General features: G+C 67.8%; 26 protein-coding genes and 2 pseudogenes. 17 read left to right on the forward strand and 11 right to left on the reverse strand.

What is annotated here, in order from left to right; translation table 11 throughout:
• Positions 1–5 precede the first annotated feature (5 nt).
• The 3 genes from LGN19_RS10555 to LGN19_RS10565 form a co-directional block, all read right to left on the reverse strand.
• Positions 6–1,847, reverse strand: a complete 1,842-nt coding sequence (locus tag LGN19_RS10555; protein ID WP_122948922.1) for an Hsp70 family protein — start codon at positions 1,845–1,847, stop codon at positions 6–8.
• Positions 1,844–2,437, reverse strand: coding sequence for a DUF2760 domain-containing protein (locus LGN19_RS10560; RefSeq protein WP_226214475.1), 594 nt, complete (start codon positions 2,435–2,437; stop codon positions 1,844–1,846). The genes LGN19_RS10555 and LGN19_RS10560 overlap by 4 nt, the downstream gene beginning before the upstream one ends.
• Before the next feature lie 250 nt (positions 2,438–2,687).
• On the reverse strand, positions 2,688–3,128 hold the full coding sequence (locus LGN19_RS10565) for an Rrf2 family transcriptional regulator (RefSeq protein ID WP_122948920.1): 441 nt from the start codon (positions 3,126–3,128) through the stop codon (positions 2,688–2,690).
• Between the two features lie 146 nt (positions 3,129–3,274).
• On the opposite strand from LGN19_RS10565, the gene LGN19_RS10570 reads away from it, so the two are divergent.
• From LGN19_RS10570 to LGN19_RS10590, 5 genes are all read left to right on the forward strand, one after another.
• Positions 3,275–4,189 carry an NAD(P)/FAD-dependent oxidoreductase gene (locus tag LGN19_RS10570; protein ID WP_226214477.1) on the forward strand — a complete coding sequence of 305 codons (915 nt, stop codon included), beginning with the start codon at positions 3,275–3,277 and terminating at the stop codon, positions 4,187–4,189.
• Positions 4,190–4,377: 188 nt separating this feature from the next.
• Complete coding sequence (locus tag LGN19_RS10575; protein ID WP_413227202.1) at positions 4,378–5,304, forward strand: LysR family transcriptional regulator; 927 nt, start codon at positions 4,378–4,380, stop codon at positions 5,302–5,304.
• 128 nt (positions 5,305–5,432) lie between these two features.
• Positions 5,433–6,563: a DSD1 family PLP-dependent enzyme gene (locus LGN19_RS10580; protein ID WP_226214481.1), complete on the forward strand. Its 1,131-nt coding sequence runs from the start codon at positions 5,433–5,435 to the stop codon at positions 6,561–6,563.
• 110 nt (positions 6,564–6,673) lie between these two features.
• The gene (locus tag LGN19_RS10585; RefSeq protein WP_226214483.1) at positions 6,674–7,645 is read left to right on the forward strand and encodes an ornithine cyclodeaminase family protein; all 972 of its coding nucleotides are present in this window, start codon (positions 6,674–6,676) and stop codon (positions 7,643–7,645) included.
• Positions 7,646–7,667: 22 nt separating this feature from the next.
• Positions 7,668–8,390 carry an HAD family hydrolase gene (locus tag LGN19_RS10590; RefSeq protein WP_226214492.1) on the forward strand — a complete coding sequence of 241 codons (723 nt, stop codon included), beginning with the start codon at positions 7,668–7,670 and terminating at the stop codon, positions 8,388–8,390.
• Between the two features lie 126 nt (positions 8,391–8,516).
• Here the strand turns inward: LGN19_RS10590 and LGN19_RS10595 are convergent, their stop codons facing one another.
• Both LGN19_RS10595 and LGN19_RS10600 read right to left on the reverse strand, forming a co-directional pair.
• Positions 8,517–9,134, reverse strand: a complete 618-nt coding sequence (locus LGN19_RS10595) for a glutathione S-transferase family protein (protein WP_226214494.1) — start codon at positions 9,132–9,134, stop codon at positions 8,517–8,519.
• 88 nt (positions 9,135–9,222) lie between these two features.
• The gene (locus LGN19_RS10600; RefSeq protein ID WP_226214496.1) at positions 9,223–9,591 is read right to left on the reverse strand and encodes a hypothetical protein; all 369 of its coding nucleotides are present in this window, start codon (positions 9,589–9,591) and stop codon (positions 9,223–9,225) included.
• A gap of 81 nt (positions 9,592–9,672) precedes the next feature.
• On the opposite strand from LGN19_RS10600, the gene LGN19_RS10605 reads away from it, so the two are divergent.
• Positions 9,673–10,140, forward strand: a complete 468-nt coding sequence (locus LGN19_RS10605; protein WP_174960729.1) for a MarR family winged helix-turn-helix transcriptional regulator — start codon at positions 9,673–9,675, stop codon at positions 10,138–10,140.
• Positions 10,141–10,176: 36 nt separating this feature from the next.
• Here LGN19_RS10605 and LGN19_RS10610 read toward each other — a convergent pair whose 3' ends face one another.
• Complete coding sequence (locus LGN19_RS10610; RefSeq protein ID WP_226214497.1) at positions 10,177–10,770, reverse strand: TetR/AcrR family transcriptional regulator; 594 nt, start codon at positions 10,768–10,770, stop codon at positions 10,177–10,179.
• A 117-nt stretch (positions 10,771–10,887) separates the two neighbouring features.
• On the opposite strand from LGN19_RS10610, the gene LGN19_RS10615 reads away from it, so the two are divergent.
• Together LGN19_RS10615 and LGN19_RS10620 are read left to right on the forward strand one after the other, a co-directional pair.
• A complete protein-coding gene (locus LGN19_RS10615; RefSeq protein WP_226214499.1) occupies positions 10,888–11,934 on the forward strand; it encodes a saccharopine dehydrogenase family protein in 1,047 nt (348 codons plus the stop codon).
• Positions 11,931–12,383 (forward strand): annotated as a pseudogene (locus tag LGN19_RS10620) (isocitrate lyase/phosphoenolpyruvate mutase family protein); the annotation flags it as partial. The gene LGN19_RS10615 and the pseudogene LGN19_RS10620, both read left to right, overlap by 4 nt.
• Before the next feature lie 54 nt (positions 12,384–12,437).
• Here LGN19_RS10620 and LGN19_RS10625 read toward each other — a convergent pair.
• Positions 12,438–13,640 carry an RNA-guided endonuclease InsQ/TnpB family protein gene (locus tag LGN19_RS10625; RefSeq protein WP_226214503.1) on the reverse strand — a complete coding sequence of 401 codons (1,203 nt, stop codon included), beginning with the start codon at positions 13,638–13,640 and terminating at the stop codon, positions 12,438–12,440.
• A gap of 74 nt (positions 13,641–13,714) precedes the next feature.
• On the opposite strand from LGN19_RS10625, the pseudogene LGN19_RS10630 reads away from it, so the two are divergent.
• A pseudogene (locus LGN19_RS10630) lies at positions 13,715–13,843 on the forward strand (transposase); the annotation flags it as partial.
• Positions 13,813–14,235 (forward strand): isocitrate lyase/phosphoenolpyruvate mutase family protein, encoded by a 423-nt coding sequence (locus LGN19_RS10635; RefSeq protein WP_413227203.1) that lies wholly within the window; start codon positions 13,813–13,815, stop codon positions 14,233–14,235. The pseudogene LGN19_RS10630 and the gene LGN19_RS10635, both read left to right, overlap by 31 nt.
• Positions 14,236–14,300: 65 nt before the next feature.
• Here LGN19_RS10635 and LGN19_RS10640 read toward each other — a convergent pair whose 3' ends face one another.
• Both LGN19_RS10640 and LGN19_RS10645 read right to left on the reverse strand, forming a co-directional pair.
• A complete protein-coding gene (locus tag LGN19_RS10640) occupies positions 14,301–14,642 on the reverse strand; it encodes a hypothetical protein (RefSeq protein WP_205170120.1) in 342 nt (113 codons plus the stop codon).
• A gap of 15 nt (positions 14,643–14,657) precedes the next feature.
• Positions 14,658–14,996, reverse strand: coding sequence for a hypothetical protein (locus tag LGN19_RS10645; RefSeq protein ID WP_226214504.1), 339 nt, complete (start codon positions 14,994–14,996; stop codon positions 14,658–14,660).
• 416 nt (positions 14,997–15,412) lie between these two features.
• On the opposite strand from LGN19_RS10645, the gene LGN19_RS10650 reads away from it, so the two are divergent.
• Complete coding sequence (locus LGN19_RS10650; protein WP_226214505.1) at positions 15,413–15,970, forward strand: carboxymuconolactone decarboxylase family protein; 558 nt, start codon at positions 15,413–15,415, stop codon at positions 15,968–15,970.
• A 47-nt stretch (positions 15,971–16,017) separates the two neighbouring features.
• Positions 16,018–16,863, forward strand: a complete 846-nt coding sequence (locus LGN19_RS10655; protein WP_226214506.1) for a helix-turn-helix domain-containing protein — start codon at positions 16,018–16,020, stop codon at positions 16,861–16,863.
• A gap of 31 nt (positions 16,864–16,894) precedes the next feature.
• On the opposite strand, the gene LGN19_RS10660 is transcribed toward LGN19_RS10655, so the two are convergent.
• A complete protein-coding gene (locus LGN19_RS10660) occupies positions 16,895–18,106 on the reverse strand; it encodes an MFS transporter (RefSeq protein WP_226214507.1) in 1,212 nt (403 codons plus the stop codon).
• Positions 18,107–18,176: 70 nt separating this feature from the next.
• Here LGN19_RS10660 and LGN19_RS10665 point away from each other — a divergent pair, with 70 nt between their 5' ends.
• The 5 genes from LGN19_RS10665 (at position 18,177) to LGN19_RS10685 (ending at position 23,277) form a co-directional block, all read left to right on the forward strand.
• Positions 18,177–19,226 (forward strand): AraC family transcriptional regulator, encoded by a 1,050-nt coding sequence (locus tag LGN19_RS10665; protein WP_175219353.1) that lies wholly within the window; start codon positions 18,177–18,179, stop codon positions 19,224–19,226.
• Between the two features lie 161 nt (positions 19,227–19,387).
• Positions 19,388–20,740, forward strand: a complete 1,353-nt coding sequence (locus LGN19_RS10670) for an MFS transporter (protein WP_122948904.1) — start codon at positions 19,388–19,390, stop codon at positions 20,738–20,740.
• Positions 20,741–20,766: 26 nt separating this feature from the next.
• Positions 20,767–21,414: an RraA family protein gene (locus LGN19_RS10675; protein WP_226214508.1), complete on the forward strand. Its 648-nt coding sequence runs from the start codon at positions 20,767–20,769 to the stop codon at positions 21,412–21,414.
• Between the two features lie 89 nt (positions 21,415–21,503).
• Positions 21,504–22,298 (forward strand): class II aldolase/adducin family protein, encoded by a 795-nt coding sequence (locus LGN19_RS10680; RefSeq protein WP_122948902.1) that lies wholly within the window; start codon positions 21,504–21,506, stop codon positions 22,296–22,298.
• Positions 22,299–22,350: 52 nt separating this feature from the next.
• Positions 22,351–23,277, forward strand: a complete 927-nt coding sequence (locus LGN19_RS10685; protein ID WP_226214509.1) for a 2-hydroxyacid dehydrogenase — start codon at positions 22,351–22,353, stop codon at positions 23,275–23,277.
• Between the two features lie 40 nt (positions 23,278–23,317).
• Here the strand turns inward: LGN19_RS10685 and LGN19_RS10690 are convergent, their stop codons facing one another.
• Positions 23,318–24,280, reverse strand: coding sequence for a LysR family transcriptional regulator (locus tag LGN19_RS10690; RefSeq protein WP_174960704.1), 963 nt, complete (start codon positions 24,278–24,280; stop codon positions 23,318–23,320).
• Positions 24,281–24,406 lie beyond the last annotated feature (126 nt).

The raw sequence follows: 24,406 nt of genomic DNA on the forward strand, positions 1-24,406 counted from the left end.
CGCGCTCAGGCGGCGCCGCGCACGTCGAACTCGACCTTCCAGCGCTCGTTCGTGCCGCTCGGGATCGCCTCGAGTTCGAGCGTGCCGGCTTCGGTCACGCGCGCATGCAGCTTCACGGGCACGACTTCGCCGACGGTGCGCCCTTCGGCGGGCAGCGTGGCCTGGATTTCCTCCAGCTCCTGCAGCTCTTCCGGCGACCAGTAGTCGAGCAGCGTGCCGACCTGATCCTGGCGGCGCACCGACGAACCGAAGAAGCGGAACTGCACCGGTTCGCCGACGACGAGGCCGAACTCCTGCGGCGGCAACGCCGCGTCCGAACCTTCCTCCATCCCGAACGGCGCGACGCACAGCGCCTGCACCGGCGGTTCGAGCCCCGGCACCGCGGGCATCGCCGATTCGATCGCGACGTAGTACGCACGCGCCGTGCCGCCGCGAATGCGCACGCCACGGCCGCGCTTCACGTAGCCGTAGTACGCCGCGCCGCGTGCGACCGCGAGATCGAGATCCGCGCCTTCCAGCAGGCGCGCGGGCGGCGCGCCTTCGGCGGCGAGCCAGCTGTTGAGCGTATCGAGCACGCGCTGCGTGAGCAGCGTCGACTTGAACACGCCGCCGTTGAACAGCACGGCGGTCGGATGCAGGAACGTCGCGCCCTGCGGCAGCGTGCGCTGCACGCCTTCGAGCGAGTCGAGCGCCGCGACCTGGCGGCCGAGGAACGCCGCGAGATGGCGCGTGATGCCCGCGTCCTGCGCATACGGCAGGCCGAGCTGCGTCAGGCCGACGCGCGCGCGGCTCACCGGGCGCGCGGCTGCGTCGACTTGCGGGAAGAAGCCTTCGAGGATCGTCTGCGTGAGTTCCGCGCGCGTGAGCTCCGTGCGGATCGACCCGCCGATCAGCTTCGAGCCGCGGCTCGGCACGACGAGCGGCACCGCGTCGGCCGTCGGGTCGGACAGCAGCGTTTCCTTCGCGGAACGGCACGCGTACGTGAGTGCGCGCAGTTGCCACGGGTCAGCCTGCGTGCCCTGCTGCGCGAGCTTGCGCGCAACGATATGCGCAAGCGCGAGGTCCATGTTGTCGCCGCCGAGCAGGATGTGCTCGCCGACCGCCACGCGATGCAGTTCGAGATTGCCTTCACGCTCGACCACCGCGATCAGCGACAGGTCGGTCGTACCGCCGCCGACGTCGACGCACAGGATCAGGTCGCCGACCTGCACCTGCTTGCGCCAGCCGCCCTGGCTCTTCTGGATCCAGCTGTACAGCGCGGCCTGCGGCTCCTCGAGCAGCGTCATCCGCGAGTAGCCGGCGGCGCGGGCGGCCTCGGCCGTCAGTTCGCGCGCGGCCGGGTCGAACGACGCGGGGATCGTGACCGTCACGTCCTGGTCGGCGAACGGCGCGTCGGGATGCGTGTGGTCCCACGCTTCGCGCAGGTGCGTCAGGTAGCGAATCGAGCTTTCCAGCGGCGACACGCGCGACACTTCCGGCGGTGCATCGCTCGGCAGGATCGCCGCGCGGCGGTCGACGCCCGGGTGGCACAGCCAGCTCTTCGCGCTCGACACGAGGCGGATCGGCGTGCCGGCGCCGCGGGTGCGCGCCATCTCGCCGACCGCGAACGCGCGCGAGGCCGTCCACGGCAGCGTCAGGTCGCCCTGCGTCAGTTCGCTTTCATGCGGAAGATAGAGAAACGACGGCAACAGGTCGCGCGACTCCAGCGCGCCGGGCGCGGTGAGCTGCGCGATCGGCAGCACTTGCTGCGTGATGGTTTCGCCGTCGCTCGCGGCGCTGTCGACATACGACAGCGCGCAGTGGGTCGTACCGAGATCGATACCGATCGAATAGCGCGGATCGCTCACAGTTCCACCTCCGCCGGTGCGACGACCGATGCGTCGTGGCTGCCCGTCAGCTTCGGCAGGCGCACGTCGGCCACCCGCCAGCCGCGATGGCTGACCGTGCCCGTGAACGGCGCCGAGCCGACCACGTTGCCCGTCACGCGCACGGCCGTCGCGTCGAAACCGGCCGGCAGCGTCACGCGGCTGCCTTCGGCTTCGTCGCGCACCGGCACGATCGAGAAGTGTTCGCGCAGCGCGGCGCGGCAGCCGTCGTGCACGAGGCGCGCGGCCGCGCCGATGTCGGCGTCCGCGTAGCCGGCGATGTCTTCCTCGACGAAATCGATGAAGCGCGCATCGCGCTGCAGCAGGCCGAGCAGTTGCAGCGCGGCCTGCGGGCTCGCTTCGCGCAACTCGGGTGCCGGCGCCTTCACGGGCGCGGCGGCAGGCGCCGGGGCCGGGGCCGGTGCGGCAGCGGGTGCCGGCGCGACGGGCGCCGGGGCGCCATCGCGCACGCGCAGCACGCCGGCCGCGAACTCGCGGTTGCCGAGCACGGAGAAGAACGTGCCGACGGCCAGCGATAGCCGGCCGAAGAAGGACAGGTTGGATTCGGGCATGAGGTCTGGACTCCTGTGGGCTCGCGACATGGCGAGCGATCTTGCCTGGGCGCCCGGCGGCGGCGTGCGGATTGCGCACTGCCGCCGCCCGGCGCGTGATTCGGTCGCGCCCTCGCGGGTGCGGAAAACCCGTATTTTGCCCTGTGGCGGGCGAACCGGGCAGAAGTTGGGGGACAGAACATTGCGGCGCAGCGTTTTCGGCCGTGCCGGATCGCAGGTTGGCGACGGCCGGCCGCGATGCTGCGGCGCGTCAGCGAGGCTTGCGCCGCTTCGCGTGCTTCGCCTCGAAATCGCGCGACAGCATGCCGAGCGTGACTTCGCCGAAGCGGGCGAGCAGCGTCGTCTCGGCCTCCTTCAGCGTGGCCGACAGGTGCGCGTTGACGGCCTGCTCGACCAGGCATTCGGCCTCGTCGTCCGTGACGAGATCGGAGAACAGCGGCGGCTCGCCCACCGCGCGATAGACATCGAGCAGCGTGATGTCGTCGAGCGCGACGCTCAGCGCCCAGCCGCCGCCGTGTCCCTTCTCCGACTGCACGTAGCCGCGGTCGCGCAAGCCGCCGAGCAGGCGCCGCACGACCACCGGGTTCGTGCTCAGCATCGTCGCGATCGTCTCCGACGTCAGCGGGCCGTCGGCCTGGTCCATGTGGATCAGCACATGCAGCATGCGCGACAAACGGCTATCGGTTCTCACGGGCAGCGCCCCTCTCTCTCGAAACTTCTGAAGTTGCGTGAATGATACCATCGCCCTATCATGTAACTGCTCGTGTTTCATGAGTTAGATCGGCCGTCATCGGAACGCGCCCGTCATTCACGCAGGTTCAGGAAAGGAGAAGGTGCATGCATGACCCTCATGAAGTGATCGTGATCGGCGGCAGCTTTGCGGGGCTGTCGGCCGCGATGCAGCTTGCGCGGGCGCGCCGCCGCGTGCTCGTGATCGACGCCGGCCGGCCGCGCAACCGCTTTGCCGCGCACGCGCACGGCTTTTTCGGGCAGGACGGCAAGCCGCCCGCGCAGATCGTCGCGGAAGCCGCCGCGCAGCTCGCCGCGTATCCGACCGTACAGCGGATCACCGGCGACGTGCGCACGGCCGAACGCGATGCGGACGGCCGCTTCCACGTGACGCTCGCCGACGGCAGCCGTGCGAGTGCCGACCGCTTGATTCTCGCGACAGGTATCCGGGACGAGTTGCCCGCGCTGCCGGGGCTCGCCGAGCGCTGGGGCGTCAGCGTGCTGCATTGCCCATATTGCCACGGGTACGAGGTGAGCGGCCAGCGGCTCGGCGTGTTGGCCTCGCATCCGCTGTCCGTGCATCAGGCGATCCTGATTCCGGACTGGGGCCCGACGGCGTGGTTCACGCAGGGTGTAGTCGAAGCAAATGAAGAAGAAGCCGCGTTGCTCAATGCGCGTGGCGTGCGCATCGAACGGTCGCCCGTTGCTGAAATCCTGGGCGATGCGCCGCGAATCGACGCATTGCGGCTCGCCGACGGGCAGGTCGTGCCGATCGATGCGCTGTTCGTCGGTGCGCGCACGGCCATGGCGAGCGATCTCGCGCAGCAGCTCGGCTGTGCATTCGACGACGGACCGCTCGGCCCGGTCGTTCGTGTCGATGCGGGGAAGCAGGCGAGTGTCCCCGGCGTATTCGTGGCTGGCGACGCATCGACGCCGATGACCAACGCGACGTTCGCGTCGGCGTCGGGTGTGATGGCCGGGGTCGCCGCGCACCGGTCGCTGATTTTCGGGCTCGACCGGTAACGGTGCGTGGAGCCGCGGGCTGCGTCATGCGAAGCGGCGGTGCGATCCGGTTCGATTCGATACGCAGTCACCGCGATCCGCATCCACATCTGCATCCGAATCCGCATCCGCATCCGCATCCGCATCGATGGATTCGCATCCCGATGTGCGGTTTAATGCTCGGCACCTCCAGCATTAAGAGACGTGAAATGCTCGACCTCGACGACCTTCGACTCGTACGCGCGATCGGCACGTCGCGCTCGCTCGCCTCGGCCGCGCGGCTGCTCGATCTCACGCCGCCCGCGGTCACGATTCGCCTGCAGCGGATGGAAGCGCGATTGAACGCACGGCTCGCCGTGCGGCAACCGAAAGGGATCGCGTTGACCGACGAAGGACAACGGCTGTACCAGGAGGCCGTCGACATTCTCGAGCGCGTGGAGGCGCTGCCGGTCAGCATCTCGGGCGACCACGACGACGTGCGCGGCACGCTGCGCATCGTCGCCCCGCTCGGCTTCGGGCGAAAGTACGTCGCGCGGATCGTGCGCGACGTGCAACGCGCGCATCCGAAGCTCGACATCGCGCTCCACCTGTCGGAAAGCCCGTTGACCGGCGCATCGGGAGCCGACGTGGTCGTTCATGTCGGCAGCCTCAAGTCGTCGTCGTGGATCGGGTATCCGCTCGCGCCCAACGCGCGCTTTCTGTGCGCGAGCCCGGCCTATGCACGTCGCCTCAAGGAACTGAACCATCCGTCCGACCTGGCCCGCTACGACTGCCTGTGCCTGCGCGAGAACGACGAGGACATCCCGCGATGGCGCTTCTCGCAAGGCGGCGACGTCAAGGGCGAACCGAGGCGCTCCGCCGTGATCCGCGTCACCGGCGCACTGTCCTCCAACGACGGCACCGTCATCACGGAATGGGCGCTGGCCGGCCTCGGGATCGTCGAGCGCTCCGAGTGGGACGTCGCCCCGCTGCTGGCGAACGGCAGGCTCGTCCGCTTGCTGCCCGACTGGCACCTGCCGCCCGCGCCGGTGACGGCGCTGCTGCCATCGCGCACCGGCCGCTCCGCGCGGCAACGGGTGTTTCTCGAAGCCGCGACGCGGTTTCTGAGCCCGCCGCCGTGGCGCGGCAAGGCATGAGCCGCGCCGCGATCCGCACGATTCGGTCGATTAAGCAGCGTTTAATGCCGGATTAGCCATGCGTTAAACACGAATCCCGTCGACGTCTCTACAGTGTTCGCATCGGCAACCCTCCGAGGCAACGCATCGTGGATCTTCAAACCCTCAACACGCCGGCCGCCCTGATCGACGTCGGCCGCATGCGTCACAACATCGGCCGCATGCAGGCGCATCTTGATGCGCTCGGCGTCAGGTTCCGGCCGCACGTCAAGACCACCAAATGCGCGCACGTCGTCGATGCGCAGATCGCCGCCGGCGCGCAGGGCATCACGGTGTCGACGCTCAAGGAAGCCGAACAGTTTTTCGCGCACGGCATCCGCGACATCGTCTACGCGGTCGGCATCGTGCCCGCGAAGCTGGGCCAGGCGCTCGCGCTGCGCCGGCAAGGTTGCGACCTGAAGCTGGTCGCCGACAGCCTGCCGGCCGCGCACGCGATCGCCGCATTCGGACGCGCGCACGGCGAGCGCTTCGACGTGTGGATCGAGGTCGACGTCGACGGCCACCGCTCGGGGATTCCGCCCGACGCCGACCTGCTGATCGACGTGGGCCGCGCGCTGGTCGACGGCGGGATGGCGCTCGGCGGGGTGCTGGCGCACGCGGGCTCCAGCTACGAATACGACACGCCCGACGCGCTGGCGGCCATCGCCGAGCAGGAACGCAGCCGCACCGTACGGGCGGCGGAGCGCCTCCGGGCCGCCGGTCTGCCTTGCCCGGTCGTGAGCATCGGCTCGACGCCCACCGCCCTCGCGGCGAACCACCTCGACGGCGTCACCGAGGTGCGCGCCGGCGTGTACGTGATGTTCGACCTCGTGATGCACAACATCGGCGTGTGCGACCTGGCCGACATCGCGCTGTCGGTGCTGACCACCGTCATCGGGCACCAGGAAGAGAAAGGCTGGGCGATCGTCGACGCGGGCTGGATGGCGATGAGCCGCGACCGCGGCACGCAGCGCCAGGCGCGCGATTTCGGTTACGGGCTGGTCTGCACCGAACACGGCGACGTGCTCGGCGGCTACGTGATGAGCGCCGCCAACCAGGAGCACGGGATCGTGTCGCGCGCGGGCTCGCCCGATTCCGGCATCGCACAACGGTTTCCGATCGGCACCCGCCTGCGCATCCTGCCGAATCACGCGTGCGCCACCGGCGCGCAACATCCCGAGTATCAGGCCGTCGGCGAAGACGGCGGCGCGCAGACGTGGCCGCGCTTCTACGGGTGGTGAACCCAACCGAGCGTCCGCGCCGCGCCATCGCCACGTTGACTATTTATCCAAATCTGGACAAAATTTAAAACAATTCGCCAACACCTCGCGCCGAAAGCGCTTGCTCGAAAATGCCGACAGACGCCCGACTCCTGCTTCTCGACCGCGACGCCGTCGAACCCGCCCTCCAGGCCGCGCAAGTGACGGCGGCGGTTCGCGAAGCCTTCGTGCTGCACAGTCAACGGGCCGGACGCGTGTTTCCGGTGGTTCGCGAGAAGCTGCACACCGGCGGCGTGTTCGGCATCAAGTCGGGCGACGTCGCGCGCCAGGATCTGCTCGGTTTCAAGGCGGCCGGGTTCTGGCCCGGCAACCGCGGGCTCGGCGGCGAACCGCATCAGGCCACCGTCGCGCTATTCGATCCCGCCACGGGCCGCCCGCTCTGCATCATGGACGGCAATGCGATCACCACCGCGCGAACCGGGGCGGCCGGCGGCCTCGGGCTGCAACTGCTCGCGCGTCGCGACAGCACGCGAATCTGTGTGTTCGGCACAGGCGTGCAGGCGCGCGTCCAGCTCGACTACGCGCTCGCGCTGCTGCCGCAACGGTGCACGGTGCAGTACGTGAACGTCAGCGGCGAACCCGATCCGGGATTCGAATCGGCCTTCCGGGAACGATGCGCGATCGCCGTGGCGCGCGACCGGAACGACGCGGTGGCCGATAGCGACGTGGTCATCACGGCAACGCCGGGCGGCGGCGCGCTGTTCGATGCGGATGCGGTTCAGCCGGGCACCCACCTGACCTGCGTGGGCGCCGACACCGTCGGCAAGCGCGAGCTTCCGGCAGGCGTGCTGGCACGCGCGCGCATCGTCGTGGACGATCACGATCAGGCGCGCAGCATTGGCGAATGCCAGTGGGCACCGGATTTGCCACGCACGGAAATCGGTGACATCCTCACCGGAACCGCGTCGGTCGACCGCGCGCCGCACGAGATCACCGTCTTCGACATGACCGGCCTCGCGCTTCAGGACCTGACCGTCGCACGCTTCCTGTATCAGCAGGCCCTCGAAAACGGCACCGGAATCTCCATTCCGTGGCCCTGGTAAACGAAATTCCCGGTCAATCGCCATGCGTCTCACCCAAGTTTCCGCCCTCTCGTTCGACCTGGACGACACCCTGTGGCCGTTCGGGCCGGCCGTCGTACGGGCCGAAGCCGCACTCCGCGCGTGGCTGATCGAGCATGCGCCCGGTACCGCGAGCGTGCTGCCCACGCAGCAGGCACTGAGCGAGCTGCGTGAGGAATACGAACGATTGTGCCCCGAGCTTGCCGGCGACTTCCGCGCAATGAGAATCGGCTCGATCAGGCTGGCGCTGGAGCGTGCGAACGAGGATGCCGCCCTCACCGAGCATGCGTACGCGGCCTTCTATGCCGCGCGCAACCGGGTCGAATTCTATGACGATGCGCTGCCGGCGCTCGCGTGGTTGAGCGCGCGGTTCCCGTTGATCGCGGTAACCAACGGCAACGCGAATCTCCAGCTGACCGGCGGCGGCGAATTCTTTCGTGCGACGCTCAGCGCGCAGGCGTTCGGGGTCGCGAAGCCGGAGCCCGGGATCTTCCATGCGGCGGCGCAAACGCTCGATGTGCGGCCGGCGGAATTGCTGCATGTCGGCGACGACTATCACCTCGATGTCGTCGGCGCATTGAACGCAGGACTTCAGGCAGCGTGGGTGGTACGCGATACGCATCCGGAAACGGAGCGTGTTCAGCCGCAGGCCGCGACACCGCACCTCACACTCAGCGACCTGTCGATGCTGTGTCGCATGCTTGGCGGCCCCGACGACGTAGCGTGAACGTCTGCGCGCGCCGCATTCGCGACGCGCGCTTCCCCGCCATGACACGCGGCTGATAGCCGGTCGCCGATTCCGCCAAAGTAGCGGCCGGTCACGCCGATGCGGCACATGACCGACCGCCGCTCGTCACGCCGCCTTGCGCGCGTCCGCGATCCGCTGCGGCGCCTTCGGCCGCGCATACAGCCGTTCGAGATACGCGCGCAGCTGCGGGAACGATTCGATCAGGTTGCACTCGCCCGCCCAGTCGATCAGGTAGGCCGTCACGCAATCGGCCACCGTCAGCGAATCGCCGACGATGAACTCGCGCCCTTCGAGATGCTTGTCGAGGATTGCGGCCATCGTCCTGAAATCCTCGCGCGCCAGTTCGATGTCGGCCGGCGAGCGCTTCTCCGGCGGATAGATGAACGAATGCCGCGTGATCCGCCACAGCGGCTGCTCGAGCTCCGTCACCGCGAACATGACCCACCGGTAAGCCTCGGCCCGCAGCGCCGGATCGACCGGCAGCAGCGCCTTCTCCGGGTACTCGTCCGCGAGATACAGCACGATCGCGGCCGATTCGGGAATCACGAGGTCGCCGTCCACCAGCACGGGCACCTTGCCGGCCGGATTGAGGCGCAGGAATTCAGGACGCTTGTGCTCGCCCTGGAGCAGGTTCACCGAGATGAACTCGAAATCGGCATCCAGCTCTTTCAGCCCCCACAGCGCGCGTTGCGAGCGGGTGCCGGCAAATCCGTAAAGCTTCATCGCCAGTCTCCATCCAGAATGTCGGGAAAACTTCCGCATGGCGGCCACGGCGCATCGCCGATACCCGACGCGTGGCCTCGCTCGTCGTTCACGCGCCGGGAATCGCCAGCACCGCCATCACGTCGATCGCCACGCCCGGGAACAGCGTGAAATGCGGATGGCCTTCGAACAGCGCGGCCGCCGCGTCGTGCGACGCGGCCCGCACGACGGTAAAGCCGCTCATCGCATTCGCCGTGTCCGTGACGCCGGCCGCATCGATGGTCTTGGTCTTGCCGAGCGGCCCGCCCATCTCGACGATCGCGTCGCGATGCCGGTCGACCCATGCATGCCATGCGGCGATGCCATCGCGCTCGCGCGTGCGCCGCGCGTCTTCCGGCAGCGCCAGCCAGGCCTTCATGGCCGGACTATCCTTGGTCCCGAGAAATACCGCGAGATACAACTGCTGTTGAGCACTCATGTTGTCTCCTCCGGTGACGGACGCGACGGGCTGCCGCGCCTCGACCTTGACACGATAGGTTGATATCAACACAATTGCAACATGGCACGAAAAGAAAAGCTCCCTTTCGACACGACGCTGATGGTGCGCGATTGCTGCCTGTGCCTGCACATGCAGCGCGCGGCGCGCAACCTTGCGCGGATTTTCGACGATGTGCTGCGCCCGCTGGATCTCACCAACGGCCAGTTTTCGCTGCTGATGTCGCTGAACCGGCCCCAGCCGGCGCCGATGAAATCGGTCGCGTCGCTGCTCGCGATGGATCGCACCACGCTCACGGCCGCGCTCAAGCCGCTCGAGCGGCGCGGCCTCGTCACGATCATCCAGGATCCGGACGACCGGCGCAGCCGCCTGCTCGAACTGACGCCGGCCGGCCACGACCTGCTGGCCGAAGCGTTTCCGCTGTGGCAGCAGGCGCATGCCGAGATCGAACGGCCGTTCGCGCCGGAAGAAGTCGACCAGTTGCGCGGCCAGTTGCGCGCGCTGTCGGTCGATCCGGCCGCGCGCGACTGAACCGAACCGGCACGCGGGTCGCTGCGGCAAGGCGGCTTACTTCCGGCCCTTCTTCGGCAGCAGCAGTTGCGCGAATTCCTGCAGGAAGGCCACGGGCCCGTGCGCATGCAGCGCCTGCCCGCTGCTCAGCGCGCCGTCGATGACGGTCGCGAGCCGCAATGCGAAAGTTTCCGGTTCATCGACACCGATCGCCGCCGCCAGTTCGGTCAGCCGGCGCCGGAGCTCCTGCTTGTGCGCGACGGCCACCTTGCGGGCCGGATGGTTGCCGTCCGCATATTCGGCGGCGATGTTGATCTGCGGGCAGCCGCGATAGCCGGGGCGCGCAATGCGTTCGCCGATCCATTGCAGTTGCGCATCCAGCTCCTCGCGCGGCGTGCGCCGGTACTGCGCGGCCACCGCATCCCAATGCGCCCAGAAATCGGCGTCCTCGCGCAGCAGGAACGCTTCGATCAGGTCGTCCTTCGTCGCGAAGTGGCGATAGAGGCTCGTCTTCGCCACGCCCGCCTGCGCGACGATCAGGTCCACGCCGACCGCGCGCGTGCCCTCCCGGTAGAACAGCTCGCTGGCCGTCTGCAGAATGCGTTCGCGCGTATCGGGCGCGTTCCCTGGTGTGCCTGTTTCCTTTTTCATCCCGACCCGGCCGTGCTGGCCGCCCCTACCGCAACAGTGATCCGATCATAGCACCGCGACCTTGACGACGCTACAGGTCTGTACTATAAAACAGACCGTTCTGTAGCGGAGTTGATCATGAATGATCGAATGACGGTTGCAGTCTATGGCGCCACGGGTCATACCGGGCGGTTTGTCGTCGCCGAACTGGCACGGCGCGGCCTGCGCGCGATCCGCATCGGCCGCGATGCCGCGCGGCTCGCGGAAGACGGCGGCGCTACGGCGCTCGCGCGCGTCGCCGCGATCGACGATCCGGCCGCGCTCGACGCCGCGTTGCGCGGCGCGGCTGCGGTGATCAACTGCGCGGGCCCGTACCTCGATACCGCGCTGCCGCTGGCCGATGCCGCGCTGCGGGCCGGCATCCCCTATCTCGACCTGACCGCCGAACAGCCGTCGGTGCTGGCGCTGGCCGAACACAGCGATGCGCGGGCGCGCGCGGCGGGCGTGACCGTCGTGCCGGCCGCGGCGTTCTACGGCGGCCTGGCCGACCTGCTCGTCACGGCCGTGGTCGACCGAAACCAGCCGATCGAGCGCGTCGATATCGCGACCGGGCTCGACCGCTGGCACCCGACGCGCGGCACGCGCGTGACGGGCGAACGCAATCGCGCGGTGCGGCTCGTGCAGAAGGCCGGCAAGCCGACGCCGGTGCCGTCTACCGCACGCGAGCGCGCATGGCCGTTCCCGCCGCCGATCGGCCGCGTCGACGTGACGCTGCTGCCGTTTTCCGAAGTGATGACGCTGTCGCGTCACCTGAACATCGATACGATCGAATCGTGGCTCGCGACGCTCGCGCTGCGCGACGTACGCGATGCGGCCACGCCGCCGCCCGCGCCAACCGACGCACTGGGCCGCTCGGCGCAGCAGTTCGCGATGGACGTAATCGTCGTGCAGGGCGGCACGACACACCGCGCGACGGCGTCCGGGCGCGACATCTACGCGGTCAGCGCGCCGATCATCGTCGAGGCGGCCGTTCGCCTGATAGCGGGTGACACCGCGGTGTCGGGCGGCGTGCGCAGTCTCGGCGAACTGTTCGACGCGCGCGATTTCCTCGCGGCGCTCGATTCGGTGGCAGTATCGTTCGGCACGACAACCGACCCGGTTTTCCACAAGGAGACACAGGTATGAGCAGCAATGAGAAAGGCGCATATTTCCGTTCGCTTCACCGCGCGGGCCAGCCGCTGGCGCTGTTCAACGTGTGGGACGCCGGCAGCGCGCGCACGGCGGCCGACGCGGGCGCCGTCGCGCTGGCAACCGGCAGCTGGTCGGTCGCGGCGGCCAACGGTTTCGTCGACGGCGAACAGATGCCGCGCGCGCTGATGATGGAAGTGCTCGAGCGGATCACGCGTGCCACGGACCTGCCCGTCACCGTCGATCTCGAAAGCGGGTACGGCGAGCGGCCGGAAGATGTCGCCGAAACGATCGCGCTGAGCATCGACGCCGGCGCGATCGGCTGCAACCTCGAGGACAGCTTCCCGGCGACGGGCGAATTGCGCGACGTCGAAGCCGCCGCAGCTCGCCTCGCAGCGGCACGGCAGGCCGCGGATCGCACGGGCGCCAACTACTTCTTGACATCCTCCCCCGCCTGAAGACGGGGGATTCCTACCGCGTCTGAAACGACAATGCTTGTCTCAGATCGCCTCGGCAGGTTCCTGCTTCACGGAGCGGCCCGACTTCACCGGCTCTCCACAGGCTGCAACGCGGTGTCCCCGCGCCAGAATGTTCAGAGCACCGACGACATCGGCGTTCTCCTCGTAACTGCATTCGACACAGGCGAATTTTTCCTGCGTGGTCCGGTTATCCGCACTCACGTATCCACAAGCCGGACACGTCCGGCTTGTATTCGCGGGCGGCACCGCCACCAGCCAGCCGCCATTCCAGGCCAGCTTGTATTCCAACTGCCGTCTGAACTCGAACCACCCTTGGTCGAGGATGGCCTTATTCAGACCGGACTTGGCCCGAACGTTCTTGCCAGGCGCATCGGTGCTGCCTGCCGCCGACCTGGACATATTCCGAACCTGCAAGTCCTCGATACACACCATCGCGTGGTTTTTGCTGATCGTGGTCGTGACCTTGTGCAGGTAGTCGCGGCGAGCATTGCCGATGCGCGTATGGATACGCTGGACTCTGGCCTTGGCTTTTTTCCAGTTATTGCTGAACTTGACCTTGCGGCTCATCGCACGTTGGCATCGGCGCAGACAAGCCTCATGTTTCTTGAAACTGTTGAGCGGTGCGACAAACGTGCCGTCGCTCATCGTGGCGAAGCGGGCGATGCCCACATCGATGCCGATCACGCTGGTGGCATGGGGCACCGGCTGCTCGACCTCGCGCTCGGTCTGGATCGAGACACACCACTTGCCCGCGTTGAAGCTGACCGTTACGTTGCGCAGTTCGCCCGGCACAGGACGCGACAGCCTTAGCCGCATCCAGCCCAGCTTGGGCAGAAAAATGCGCCCATTGGGCTGGTCGAGTTTGAATTGCTTGGGGTCCGGGTAGCGAAAACTGTCGCGCTGGCCGCGCTTCTTGAACTTCGGAAACGCCGCTCGCTTGGCAAAGAAGTTCTTGTAGGCCCGTTCCATGTCCTTGAGGGCGTGTTGCAACGGGTGAACGGGGGCATCCTTGAGCCATGGCGTTTCGCCTCCGTTACGCCACTCCGTCAGATGCTTGGCCATTGCTATGTAGCCAATGAACTTGCCGCCCGCCTCGTAGTTCTCCTTCTGCAACGCCAGTGCCTTGTTGTAGACGAACCGGCACGATCCGGCGAAGCGGCGCATATCGCGCTGCTGCTCGCCGTTCGGCATCAGTTCGAACTTGAAGGCCTGGAGTCGTCGCATCCGACGATTGTATGTCTGGCCCACAAGAGCGAGTCAAGCCATTCGACGTGGTCGCATTTGCGTCTTTCAAGTGCTACTCGAGCATTCGTAAAAAGTTGTGGGGCGGCGCGCCGTGGTCTCTGTCTTACTTTGCCGGAAGTTGTGGCGGAGCGCCTGTCGAAATCGTTCGCAAATACATCGACCAACAGAAAACGCCCCACTAGCCGCCCGAAAGGACGCCTACGGCGTCCGCGCTATCCTTCACCGCCCTGAAGGACGAGGTTTGACGCACATGCAGATCAACGCGCGTACCGACGAGTTCTTCAAGGCGCCGGCCGACACGCACGACGAGCGCCTGCTCGACGCCACGCTGGCCCGCGCACGCGCCTATGCAGCGGCCGGTGCCGACGGGCTGTTCGTGCCGGGGCTGCGCTCGCCGGCGCTCATTCGCGCGCTGACGGCCGCATCGCCGCTGCCGGTGAACGTGATGCGCGTCACTGAGACACCGACGCTCGCCGAATTCGCGGCATACGGCGTGGCCCGCATCAGCCACGGGCCATATCCGTACCTGCAGGCGATGAAGACGCTGGCGGAGATGGTCAGGCAAGGCAGCTGACGCGCGTTTCATCGCGATCCAGCGCTGGCCGGCATCGCGATGCCGGCCGCACGCCGCACCGGCCGTCACAGATCGCCGGGTTTCTCCCAGACCTTGATGTGTTCCATCGCCCGCTCGACGTCGTCCATGTCGTCGGCGCCGAGCGACCGATCGAATTTCCCGGTGATGATCTTTCGCACCTCCGCGAGCCGCCGGGTCACGCCGCCCTCGTCGATGAACCGGTTGGTCTCGTGCGCATAGTCCGGATCCGTACCGGCGGCGGCTGCCGGGCCAGCGTGATAGTAGCGGCCGATATTGCGCAACGAGATGAGGATGTATTCGATCTCCGCGAGCACACGCAACGCCTCCTCGCCGGACAGTTCGATCGTTTCGTTATCCTTCTTCATCTCGCGTTTCGTCGCGCTCATTCGTCGGTTGCCTCGCTATTTCCGGACGTCGATTCCGTCGGGCCCGACGGTCTGGTCGAATTCGATCTCGCGAACGTCGAATGCGGGATCGGGTGCCCTGCCGGCCAGCACGTGAAAAAGATCGCGAACATATTTCTCCTTGTCCGTCACGTCGTCCAGCGGAATATCGTGCGGCACGATGCCACGCCAGCGCGCCAGCCATGAACCCGACACCAGCGCATATTCCAGTGCGTCGACGACGCGCGACCGGGATTCAGCACCGTATCGCTCGAATCGGGTCTTCATCTGCTGGAGCAGCCACGCCCGCCCGTCATCGGAGTTGATGTAGAAATCGTCCAGCTCGTCATCGGTCATGATGAACAAGCACGTGTACAGCGGCGACAGATAGTTGAAGTTGATTACCTTCTTCATTGAGCCAAGCGCTTCAAGAATGCAGTTGTTGCGTGGAAAAGTCCGGGAAGCCCATCGCGCCGCGCATGCGAACAGCCAACGCGGCCGTACCCTCCCCCCGCACCGGCCAACGGTCGCTGACCCTTTCCAGCCACCGGCGCGAGCATGGCGCCACGGATGCTCGCACATCATACGATCGCATGCGAGCGCCACGCGAATCGGCCCGCCGAACCCGGGTGTGCCACGCGATCGATTCGCGCCGTTCGCGGCCCCGCCACTCACGACGATTACATCCCATGTAATTGGCGCACGACACGACCGCTCCTACGCTTCGGGTGTCGCGCCGCCATTCCGGCGGCGCTCATCGCCCGGGAGACATCATGTCCGCCTATCCGCTTCACACCATCGACTCCGCGCCGGCCGCATCGAAGCCCGTCCTCCAGCAGCTCCAGCACACCTTCGGCGTGATCCCGAACATCGCGGCGGCCATGGCCGCATCGCCGGTGCTGATCAACGGCTTCCTCGGCCTGTTCGAGCGCGTGCACGCAAGCAGCCTCACCGAGCCGCAGATCCAGACGCTCCTGCTCACCAACGCGGTCACGAACGCGAGCGAGTGGCCGGTCGCGTTCCATACCGCGCTGGCGCTGAAACAGGGTGTGACCCACGCCGACGTCGATGCGATCCGCCGCGGCGGCCTGCCCGGCGATGCGACACTGGCCGCGCTGTCGGCTACCGCACGCAAGCTGATCGACACCCGCGGCCGCCTGGCCGATGCCGACCGGCAGTCGTTCCTCGACGCCGGCTTCAGCGACGAACAGTTGCTGGAGGTGATCGCGGTGGTCGCCGCGTCGACGATCACGAACTACGTCGGCAGCGTGACGAAGCCCGCGCTCGAAGCACCGTTCGACGCATTTGCGTGGCATGCGCACGCCGCGTGAGTCCGATATAGTCGATCGGTCGCTCACGGAACGCCCAGGGACGCACGATGAACGCCAGCCGCCGCGAACCGCACGCGCCGCCGCACGAACTGGGCCAGTTGCTGCGCTACTGGCGCGACGTGCGCGGCGTGAGCCAGCTCGACCTGTCGCTCGACGCGGGCATCTCGCAGCGCCAGATCAGCTTCATCGAAAGCGGGCGCAGCGTGCCGGGCCGCGACACGCTGCTGACGCTCGCGCAAACTCTGGACGTGCCGCTGCGCGAGCGCAACGCGCTGCTGCTCGCGGCCGGCTATGCGCCGGTGTATTCGGAAGCGCCGTGGGATGCGCAGGAGATGCAGGGTGTGATCGGCGCGCTGGAACGGGTCGTGCGCCAGCACGATCCGTTTCCGGCGATCGTGATGGATCGCCACTGGAATGTGCTGATGAGCAACGACGCGGCGCCGCGCTTTTTCGGCTGCTTCATCGACATGGCCGCGCGCGAAGGCCCGCGCAACCTGCTGCGCCTGATGTTCGATCCGCACGGGATGCGGCCGTTCGTGGCCGACTGGGATACGGTGTCGCGCAGCCTGCTGCAACGCGTGCAGCGCGAATCGGTCGGCCGCGTGATCGACGACGACACGCGGCAACTGCTCGACGACCTGCTCGCCAGCCCCGATGCGCCGCGCGACTGGAAAACACCGCCGGCGCCGGCCGCCGCACCGTCGCTGCCGGTCATTCCGATCGGCTTCGTGCACGAAGGCGTCGTGCTGCGCTACTTCTCGCTGGTCACGACGGTGGGGACGCCGCAAAGCGCCGCCGCGCAGGAACTGCGCATGGAGTGCATGTTCCCCGCCGACGACGCGACCGAAGCGCGCCACCGGCAGTTGCTCGACGCGCACGCACGCGTGCGCTGAGCGGCGGGCCGGGCGGCCCGCCGGTGCAACGTCATTCCGCGAGCGCGGACACCACGCCGACACGCTTCGGCACGCCGGTCACGATCGTCGCAACCGCGACGGCCAGCACGACGGCTGCCGCGACGAACACTCCGGCCGCACCGTTCGCGTCGAATACGACGCCGCCGGCTGCCGCGCCCGTCGCGATCGCGAGCTGGATCGCCGCGACGATCAGCCCACCCGCGCTCTCGGCCTCATCGGGCACGGTACGCGTGACCCACGTCGACCAGGCGACCGGCACGCCGCCGAACGCCATCCCCCACAACGCGACCAGCACCGCGTCGATCATCGGCGCACGGCCGAGCGCGACGAGCGCGACGCCGAGCACGACCATCAGCGCAGGCATCCCGATCAGCATCGGCCGCAACCGGTGTTCGAGCACGCGGCCCGCCAGCGACGTGCCGACGAAGTTCGCGATGCCATAGCCGAGCAGGATCGCCGACAGCCCGTTCACGCCGACGCCCGCGACCTGTTCGAGGAACGGCCGCAGGTACGTGAAGAACGCGAAATGCCCGGTGAACACGAGGATCGTCGCGAACATCCCGAGGCCGACGGTCGGCCGGCGCAGCACGTCGATCAGCGTGCGCAGCCGCGTCGTGCCGCTCGGCGGCATCGACGGCAGCGTGACGACCTGCGACACGAACGCGATGGCGCCGAGCACGGCCGCGATCAGGAACACGTTGCGCCAGCCGATCAGGTGGCCGAAGTAGCTGCCCATCGGCGCGGACGCGATCGTCGCGACCGCCACGCCGCTGAAGATGATCGACAGCGCGCGCGGCACCATCGACGTCGGCACGAGCCGCATCGCGGTAGCCGTCGCCATCGTCCAGAAACCGCCGAGCGCAATGCCGAGCACGACGCGGCCGACCAGCAGCACGCCCAAGTTCGGCGCGAACGCGACCGCCAGGTTCGATGCGACGAGCAGCACCGAGAACACGAGCAGCACGCGCCGCCGGTCGATCGTGCGCGTCAGCGCCGAGATCAGCAGGCTCGTGACCAGCGCGACCGTCGCGGTGGCCGTGACGGCCTGCCCGGCCACGCCTTCGGTCACGCCGAGACTCTCGGCCATCGGCGTCAGCAGGCTCGCGGGCAGGAATTCGGCCGTGACGAGCCCGAAGACGCCGAGCGTCATCGCGAATACCGCGCCCCAGGCCGGTTCGCGGGGGGCCGCCGTCGAGGCGGCCGTGGAGATTCCGGGATTCATGCGTGGTTCCGTGTCGGTTAGGGAAAGTACTGATGAGGGCGTATCGTAAGGAACCACGTCAGGACGGTCTATGACATACAATCCGTTCTTGTTGATCAATCGTCCGAATCTCGACATGTCCGAGCCCCTGCTTCCGCCCATCCCCGACGTGCACGACCTCGTCAGCGAGCTGCTGCTGGGGATGCGCCTGAGCGGCGTCCAGTACCGCCGCATCCAGGTCGCGCGGCCGTTCGGGCTGAACTTCGGCCAGGTGACCGGCCGCGCGCAGTTCCATTTCGTCGGGCGCGGGCCCGTGCTGCTGCGCGACGCGTCGGGCGACACGATCCGGCTCGAGGCCGGCGACGCGATCCTGCTGCCGCACGGCGGGATGCACGCGCTGGTGTCGGACCCCGATGCACCGTGCCGCGAGATCAACGGCTTGGAGGTCGCAAAGATCTGCGATACGGTGGCGTCGGTCGCGTCGGCCGGCGTATCGCCCGCCGGTTGCGCGACGACCGAGCCGGGCGCCGGCGATGCGCTGATCTTCAGCGCGTGCATGGAGCTCGATCTCGGCGGCATGCAGCCGCTCGTCGGCACGATGCCCGAGTTCATGCACGTCGGCACGCTGCTCGCGCGCTACCCGGAAATCCGCCCGATGCTCGACGCGATGGAGCGCGAAGCGTGCTCGGCGCGCGCGGGCTTCGCGGGCATCCTCGCGCGGCTCGCGGACGTGGTCGCGGCGTTCATCGTGCGCGGCTGGGTCGAGTGCGGATGCGGCGATGCGGCGGGCTGGGTGCAGGCGCTGCGCGAGCCGAAGCTCGGCCGCGCGATCGTCGCGCTGCATCGCGACCCGGGTCGCAACTGGAGCGTGGCGGAACTCGCCACCGAAGCAGGCGTGTCGCGCTCGGTGTTTGCCGAACGCTTTCTCGCGGCGACCGGGATGACGCCCGTGCGCTACCTGACCGAGCTGCGGATGCGGCTCGCCGCACAATGGATCACGCGCGACCACGAGACGATCGAGGCCGTCGCATACCGGCTCGGCTACGGCTCGCTCGCCGCGTTCAGCCGTGCATTCAAGCGCGTGGTGGGCAAGCCGCCGGGCGCGGTGCGCGCGGACGGCGAGGTGGTCAGCCCGCACTGAACATCGCCGGCAACCACCGGATGCATCATCAACGCCGTTAATACAAAGAATCAGAAAACGCACTTTTACTTATTGTTTTTGGCTTCCGATAAAGGCGCACCTGCCGCGCACGCCGCGCGGCCCGTCATCTCAACGCTGACCGCCCCACCCCGGAGAAAGCCATGGCCACGGTTCGTCCCGCCGCCTCATCCCCCGCCCTTCCTGCTGCGCCCAACGACCTGAAGCGCATCGCCATCGCGAGCGTGATCGGCACGACGGTCGAATGGTACGACCTGTTCGTCTTCGCCACCGCGTCCGCGCTCGTCTTCAACAAGGTGTTCTTCCCGAGCTTCGTGCCGCTCGTCGGTACGCTGCTCGCATTCGGCACCTTCGCGTCCGCGTATCTCGCGCGCATCGTCGGCGCCGCGCTGTTCGGCCATTTCGGCGACCGGCTCGGACGCAAGTCAATGCTGCTCGTGTCGCTGGTCCTGATGGGCTGCGCGACGTTCGCGATCGGCCTGTTGCCGGGCTATGGCGCGATCGGCATCTGGGCGCCCGTGTCGCTGCTGACGCTGCGCATCGTCCAGGGGCTCGCGCTCGGCGGCGAATGGGGCGGCGCGGTACTGATGGCGGTCGAGCATGCACCCGCCGGCAAGCGCGGCCTGTTCGGTTCGTGGGTGCAGGTCGGCGTCCCCGCCGGCACGCTGATCGCGAATCTCGCATTTCTCGTCAGCAGTGCGATGTTGTCGCCCGCGGCACTGCTCGCGTGGGGCTGGCGCATTCCGTTCCTCGCGAGCGCGCTGCTCGTCGGTGTCGGCCTGTATATCCGCCTGAACACGACGGAAACGCCGACCTTCGCGAAGGTCAAGGAAGCCGCCGCGCAGGTGAAGCTGCCGATCGCCGCGGTGCTCGGCCGCTACGGCAAGCAGGTCGTGCTGGGCGGCGTCGCGACGATGTCGACCGGCACCGCTTTCAACCTGATGGTCGCGTTCGGGCTCACGTACGGTACGCAGACACTCGGCTACTCGCGCGGCGCGATGCTGTCGATCGCATTGATCGCCTGCGCGCTCTGCATCGTGATGCTGCCGCTGTTCGGCCGTCTGTCGGACCGCATCGGCCGCAAACCCGTGATCTTCGGCGGCATTCTCGCCGAGGCGCTGTTTGCGTTTCCGATGTTCTGGCTGCTCGACAGCCGCGAGTTCTCGCTTGCGCTCGCCGGCTACCTGCTGATGATGACCGCGTTCGCGGCCAACTACGGGCCGATCGCGACGTTCCTCGCCGAACTGTTCGGCACCGAAGTGCGCTATTCGGGGCTGTCGGTCAGTTACATGCTGTCGGGCCTGCTCGGCAGCGCCGCCACGCCGATCGTGACGACCGCGCTGCTGTCCGCGACCGGGCGCGGCTCGTCGGTCGCGTGGTACATGGTTGCGTCCGCACTGGTCTCCGCGCTCGCGCTCCTGCTGCTCACGGAAACGCTGAAACGCGACCTGTCCGCGCACGCGCACCGCGACGAACCGGTCGGGGAACGCGCATGAATCCGGCCAGCCGAACGGTGAATCCCGTGACACCCGCCCTCGATCCGTCGCTCGTGCAGCAACTGCGCGACGTGAGCCTGCCGACGCTCGGCCATTTCCTCGAAACCGGCTTCGCACAACCGGTACTGCGTACGCTCGTCCCCGGCGTCAAGCTGGTGGGCCGCGCGGTCACCCTGCAACTGCGCAGCCCTGACGCGGTCGCGGTCAATCGCGCGCTGGCCCGCCTCGCGACGGGCGACGTGCTCGTAATCGACATGCAGGGCGACCACATGCATGCGTGTGTCGGCGCGGTCACCGCGACGGCCGCGCAATGCACGGGAGCGGCCGGCATCGTCGTCGACGGCGCGGCGACCGATCTGCACGAGCTTCGGCAGATCGGACTGCCCGTCTTTGCGCGCGGCACGAGCGCGTTGACGACCAAGCGCCTCGACGACGACGCCAGCGCATTCGGCCGATCCGTCCAGTGCGGCGGCGTGACGGTCGCGCCAGGTTCGATCGTGATGGCCGACGACAACGGCGTACTGTTCGCCGACCCGGCGACGCTCGCCGCCGTCATCGACGCCGCGCTCGCGTCGGATCGCGCGGAACCTGCGCTGCTCGCCCGCCTGCGGGCCGGCGAACCGGTATCCAACGTGCTGTCCGTCACCGCGCAGCACGACCATTCGCCGCGCTAATGATCCGCATTAGCACAATGAAATTGACGGGCCGCCCCGCGCGGGCGAACACTACCCCGCCATCAATGCCTGAACATGGAGAGACACCGATGCGATCCTTCGAAGACGCACGCCTGCCAGCCGGCGCGCACGACTGCCCGCCCGACGAATGGGCGATCCGTACCGACCTGGCGGCACTGTATCGCCTCGTCGCGCATTTCCGCATGACGGACATGATCGACACGCACATCTCGGCGCGGCTGCCCGGCGACACACCGACTTTCCTGATCAACCGCTACGGTGTGCTGTTCCACGAGATGCGCGCGTCCGATCTCGTGAAGATCGACGCGCACGGTAACGTGATCGACCCGCGCGCGGCCAGCGAGCCGGCACGGTTCCGCGTCAACGCGGCGGGCTTTACGATCCATTCCGCGGTTCATGCCGCGCGGGACGACCTGCACTTCGTCGTCCACACGCATACCGCGGCAGGCATCGCCGTGTCCGCACAGGAACACGGCCTGCTGCCGATCAGCCAGCACGCGCTGAAGTTCCATGAAAAGCTGGGCTATCACGACTACGAGGGCATTGCGCTCGACCTCGCCGAACGCGACCGGCTGGTGCGCGACCTGGCCACGCACAAGGCGATGATCCTGCGCAACCACGGCCTGCTTGCGGGCGGCGCCACCGCCGCCGAGGCGTTCCACGAAATCTACTTCCTCGAACGCGCGTGCCAGGCGCAGGTGCAGGCGATGGCCGGCGGCGCGAAGCTGATCGTGCCGCCCGCCGACGTCTGCCGGCGCACGGCCGCGCAATTCACGCGCGACGATTCGGCCGACATCGCCGACACCGCGTGGCGCGCGGCGCTGCGCCTGATCGACGATCCCGCGTCCGACTACCGCTGCTGAAACTCTTTCGTCATGCGCCGGCCCTCCGTGCCGGCCTCTGCCACTGCTTCCGATGACTACAATCGCACTCCTCAGTAAAAGCTATGACATGTCGCACCTCGTCGGATCGATCCGGCGTGCGGCGCCGGCCTTCGACGTCGTGATGCACGGCGAACCGGGCGCGGTCGACGCGGAAATCGCCGCGTGCTGGGATCCGCCTCATGGCGCGCTCGCCGCGATGCCGAACCTGCGGCTCGTCCACAGCATCGCGGCCGGCGTCGACAACATCCTCGCCGATCCCGCGCTGCCCGCGCTGCCGCTGTGCCGCGTCGTCGATCCGCAGCATGCGCGCGGCATGAGCGAATTCGTCGCCTGGGGCGTGCTGCATTTCCACCGCCGGCTCGACCTCGCGATGCGCAACCAGCAGGCGGCGCGCTGGTTTCGCCCGGACCAGGCGCATCCGTCGCAATGCACGGTCGGCATCATGGGGCTCGGCGAGATCGGCAGCCGTGTCGCCGTCGATCTCCAGCAACGCGGTTACACAGTTCGCGGCTGGGCGCGCCAGCCACGCGCGCTGCCCGGTATCGACCTGTTCGAGCACGACGACGGCCTGCACGCGTTTCTCGCCGGCACCGACATCCTCGTGTGCCTGCTGCCGCTGACGGATGAAACGCGCGGCATCCTGAATTCGACCACGTTCGATCGGCTGAAGCCCGGTGCGAAGCTGATCCACGTCGGACGCGGCGAGCATCTCGTCGTCGCCGATCTGGCCGCGGCGCTCGAACGCGGCCAGCTCGGCGGCGCGCTCGTCGACGTGTTCCCGGTCGAACCGCTGCCCGCCGACGATCCGCTCTGGCGCGCGCCGAACCTGATCGTCACGCCGCACATGGCGTCGGTCGCCAGCTCCGACACGATCGGCCAGCAGGTCGCGCAGAACGTACAGCGGCTGCTGGACGGCGAGCCGCTGCACAACGTGGTGGATGTCGCACGCGGCTACTGACGGCCGGCGGCCGCGTGCCGCCGCGTCACGGCCGCCCGGGTCACGGCGCGGCCGGTGCGTCGGGCGCCTCCTGGCGGTCGAGAAACGCGTTCAGCGCGTCGACGAACGCCGCCTCGGCCGCATTGAGCTTGCGGTCCTGCGACCACAGGAAGTGGATGTCGACGTCGGCCACGCCTTCGTCGGGCGGCAGGCGCTGAAAACGTCCGTGCGCGATGTCGTCCCGGACGATGTGCTCGGGCAGGCAGCCGATCCCGAGCCCCGCGAAGATGAAGCGCTTGACCTCGGCCATGCTCGACGACGACGCGATCACGCGCCCGGTGAACCCCATCTCGTCGCGAAAGATCGTCAGCGGCGACATGTGATCGCCGACCTTGTCACCGGTGAACGACACGAACGGCAGGCCGGCCAGGTCGGCCGTGCGCAGGCCGTCGCGCCCGAACAGCGGATGGTGGCGCCCGCAGAACAGCGCGTAATGCTGGCGCAGGAACACGCGGGCGTCGATCCGTTTCGGCAGCGCGCGGCGCGGCGTCAGCCCGAGCGTCAGCGCCCGCTGCTGCAGGCTGTTGACGACGTCGGCGCTGCGCATCACCTGGCTTTCGAATTCGATGCGGGGATAGGTGCGATGAAACTCGGCGAGGAAATCGTCGTACGCGGGAAAGTCGATGCCGCTGACGATCCCGATGCGCACGGTGCCCGAGATGTCGTGATCGCGATCGACGTCGGCAAGCGACAGCCGCGAGATCGTGCCGTAGATGTCTTCGGCGATCTGCTGCACCTCGATGCCGGCCTGCGTGACCTCGATGCGCGGCCCGTGGCGGTCGACGAGACGCAGGCCGAGTTGCTCCTCGAGCCGCCGCAGCGCCTGGCTCACGGCCGGCTGCGTGAGGTGCAGGCGCATCGCCGCGCGACTCACGCTCTGCTCGCGCGCAATCGCGAGAAAGGTGCGCAACAGGTTCCAGTCGAGGCGGTCGTTCAGGTAGGTGTCGGGGCGGTCTTTGCTCATCACGGATCTCGCGGCTTCATCATTCGTGAAAATTATACTCAGGATAACGATTAAAAATTGGACTAATTATTTTTGATTTTCGATAAAGACGACACGATGAACACCGGCCCGTGGGCGGCCGACCGA

It is taken from the genome of Burkholderia sp. AU30198, assembly GCF_020419825.1.
Taxonomy (GTDB): Bacteria; Pseudomonadota; Gammaproteobacteria; order Burkholderiales; family Burkholderiaceae; genus Burkholderia.

Bases quoted from the DNA above. Each gene is read 5' to 3' on its own strand.
- LGN19_RS10560 (WP_226214475.1), bottom strand. From the start codon at position 2,437: ATGCCCGAATCCAACCTGTCCTTCTTCGGCCGGCTATCGCTGGCCGTC.
- LGN19_RS10570 (WP_226214477.1), top strand. From the start codon at position 3,275: ATGCATGACCCTCATGAAGTGATCGTGATCGGCGGCAGCTTTGCGGGG.
- LGN19_RS10575 (WP_413227202.1), top strand. From the start codon at position 4,378: ATGCTCGACCTCGACGACCTTCGACTCGTACGCGCGATCGGCACGTCG.
- LGN19_RS10585 (WP_226214483.1), top strand. From the start codon at position 6,674: ATGCCGACAGACGCCCGACTCCTGCTTCTCGACCGCGACGCCGTCGAA.
- LGN19_RS10590 (WP_226214492.1), top strand. From the start codon at position 7,668: ATGCGTCTCACCCAAGTTTCCGCCCTCTCGTTCGACCTGGACGACACC.
- LGN19_RS10595 (WP_226214494.1), bottom strand. From the start codon at position 9,134: ATGAAGCTTTACGGATTTGCCGGCACCCGCTCGCAACGCGCGCTGTGG.
- LGN19_RS10600 (WP_226214496.1), bottom strand. From the start codon at position 9,591: ATGAGTGCTCAACAGCAGTTGTATCTCGCGGTATTTCTCGGGACCAAG.
- LGN19_RS10605 (WP_174960729.1), top strand. From the start codon at position 9,673: ATGGCACGAAAAGAAAAGCTCCCTTTCGACACGACGCTGATGGTGCGC.
- LGN19_RS10610 (WP_226214497.1), bottom strand. From the start codon at position 10,770: ATGAAAAAGGAAACAGGCACACCAGGGAACGCGCCCGATACGCGCGAA.
- LGN19_RS10615 (WP_226214499.1), top strand. From the start codon at position 10,888: ATGAATGATCGAATGACGGTTGCAGTCTATGGCGCCACGGGTCATACC.
- LGN19_RS10625 (WP_226214503.1), bottom strand. From the start codon at position 13,640: ATGCGACGACTCCAGGCCTTCAAGTTCGAACTGATGCCGAACGGCGAG.
- LGN19_RS10640 (WP_205170120.1), bottom strand. From the start codon at position 14,642: ATGAGCGCGACGAAACGCGAGATGAAGAAGGATAACGAAACGATCGAA.
- LGN19_RS10645 (WP_226214504.1), bottom strand. From the start codon at position 14,996: ATGACCGATGACGAGCTGGACGATTTCTACATCAACTCCGATGACGGG.
- LGN19_RS10650 (WP_226214505.1), top strand. From the start codon at position 15,413: ATGTCCGCCTATCCGCTTCACACCATCGACTCCGCGCCGGCCGCATCG.
- LGN19_RS10655 (WP_226214506.1), top strand. From the start codon at position 16,018: ATGAACGCCAGCCGCCGCGAACCGCACGCGCCGCCGCACGAACTGGGC.
- LGN19_RS10660 (WP_226214507.1), bottom strand. From the start codon at position 18,106: ATGAATCCCGGAATCTCCACGGCCGCCTCGACGGCGGCCCCCCGCGAA.
- LGN19_RS10665 (WP_175219353.1), top strand. From the start codon at position 18,177: ATGACATACAATCCGTTCTTGTTGATCAATCGTCCGAATCTCGACATG.
- LGN19_RS10670 (WP_122948904.1), top strand. From the start codon at position 19,388: ATGGCCACGGTTCGTCCCGCCGCCTCATCCCCCGCCCTTCCTGCTGCG.
- LGN19_RS10680 (WP_122948902.1), top strand. From the start codon at position 21,504: ATGCGATCCTTCGAAGACGCACGCCTGCCAGCCGGCGCGCACGACTGC.
- LGN19_RS10685 (WP_226214509.1), top strand. From the start codon at position 22,351: ATGACTACAATCGCACTCCTCAGTAAAAGCTATGACATGTCGCACCTC.
- LGN19_RS10690 (WP_174960704.1), bottom strand. From the start codon at position 24,280: ATGAGCAAAGACCGCCCCGACACCTACCTGAACGACCGCCTCGACTGG.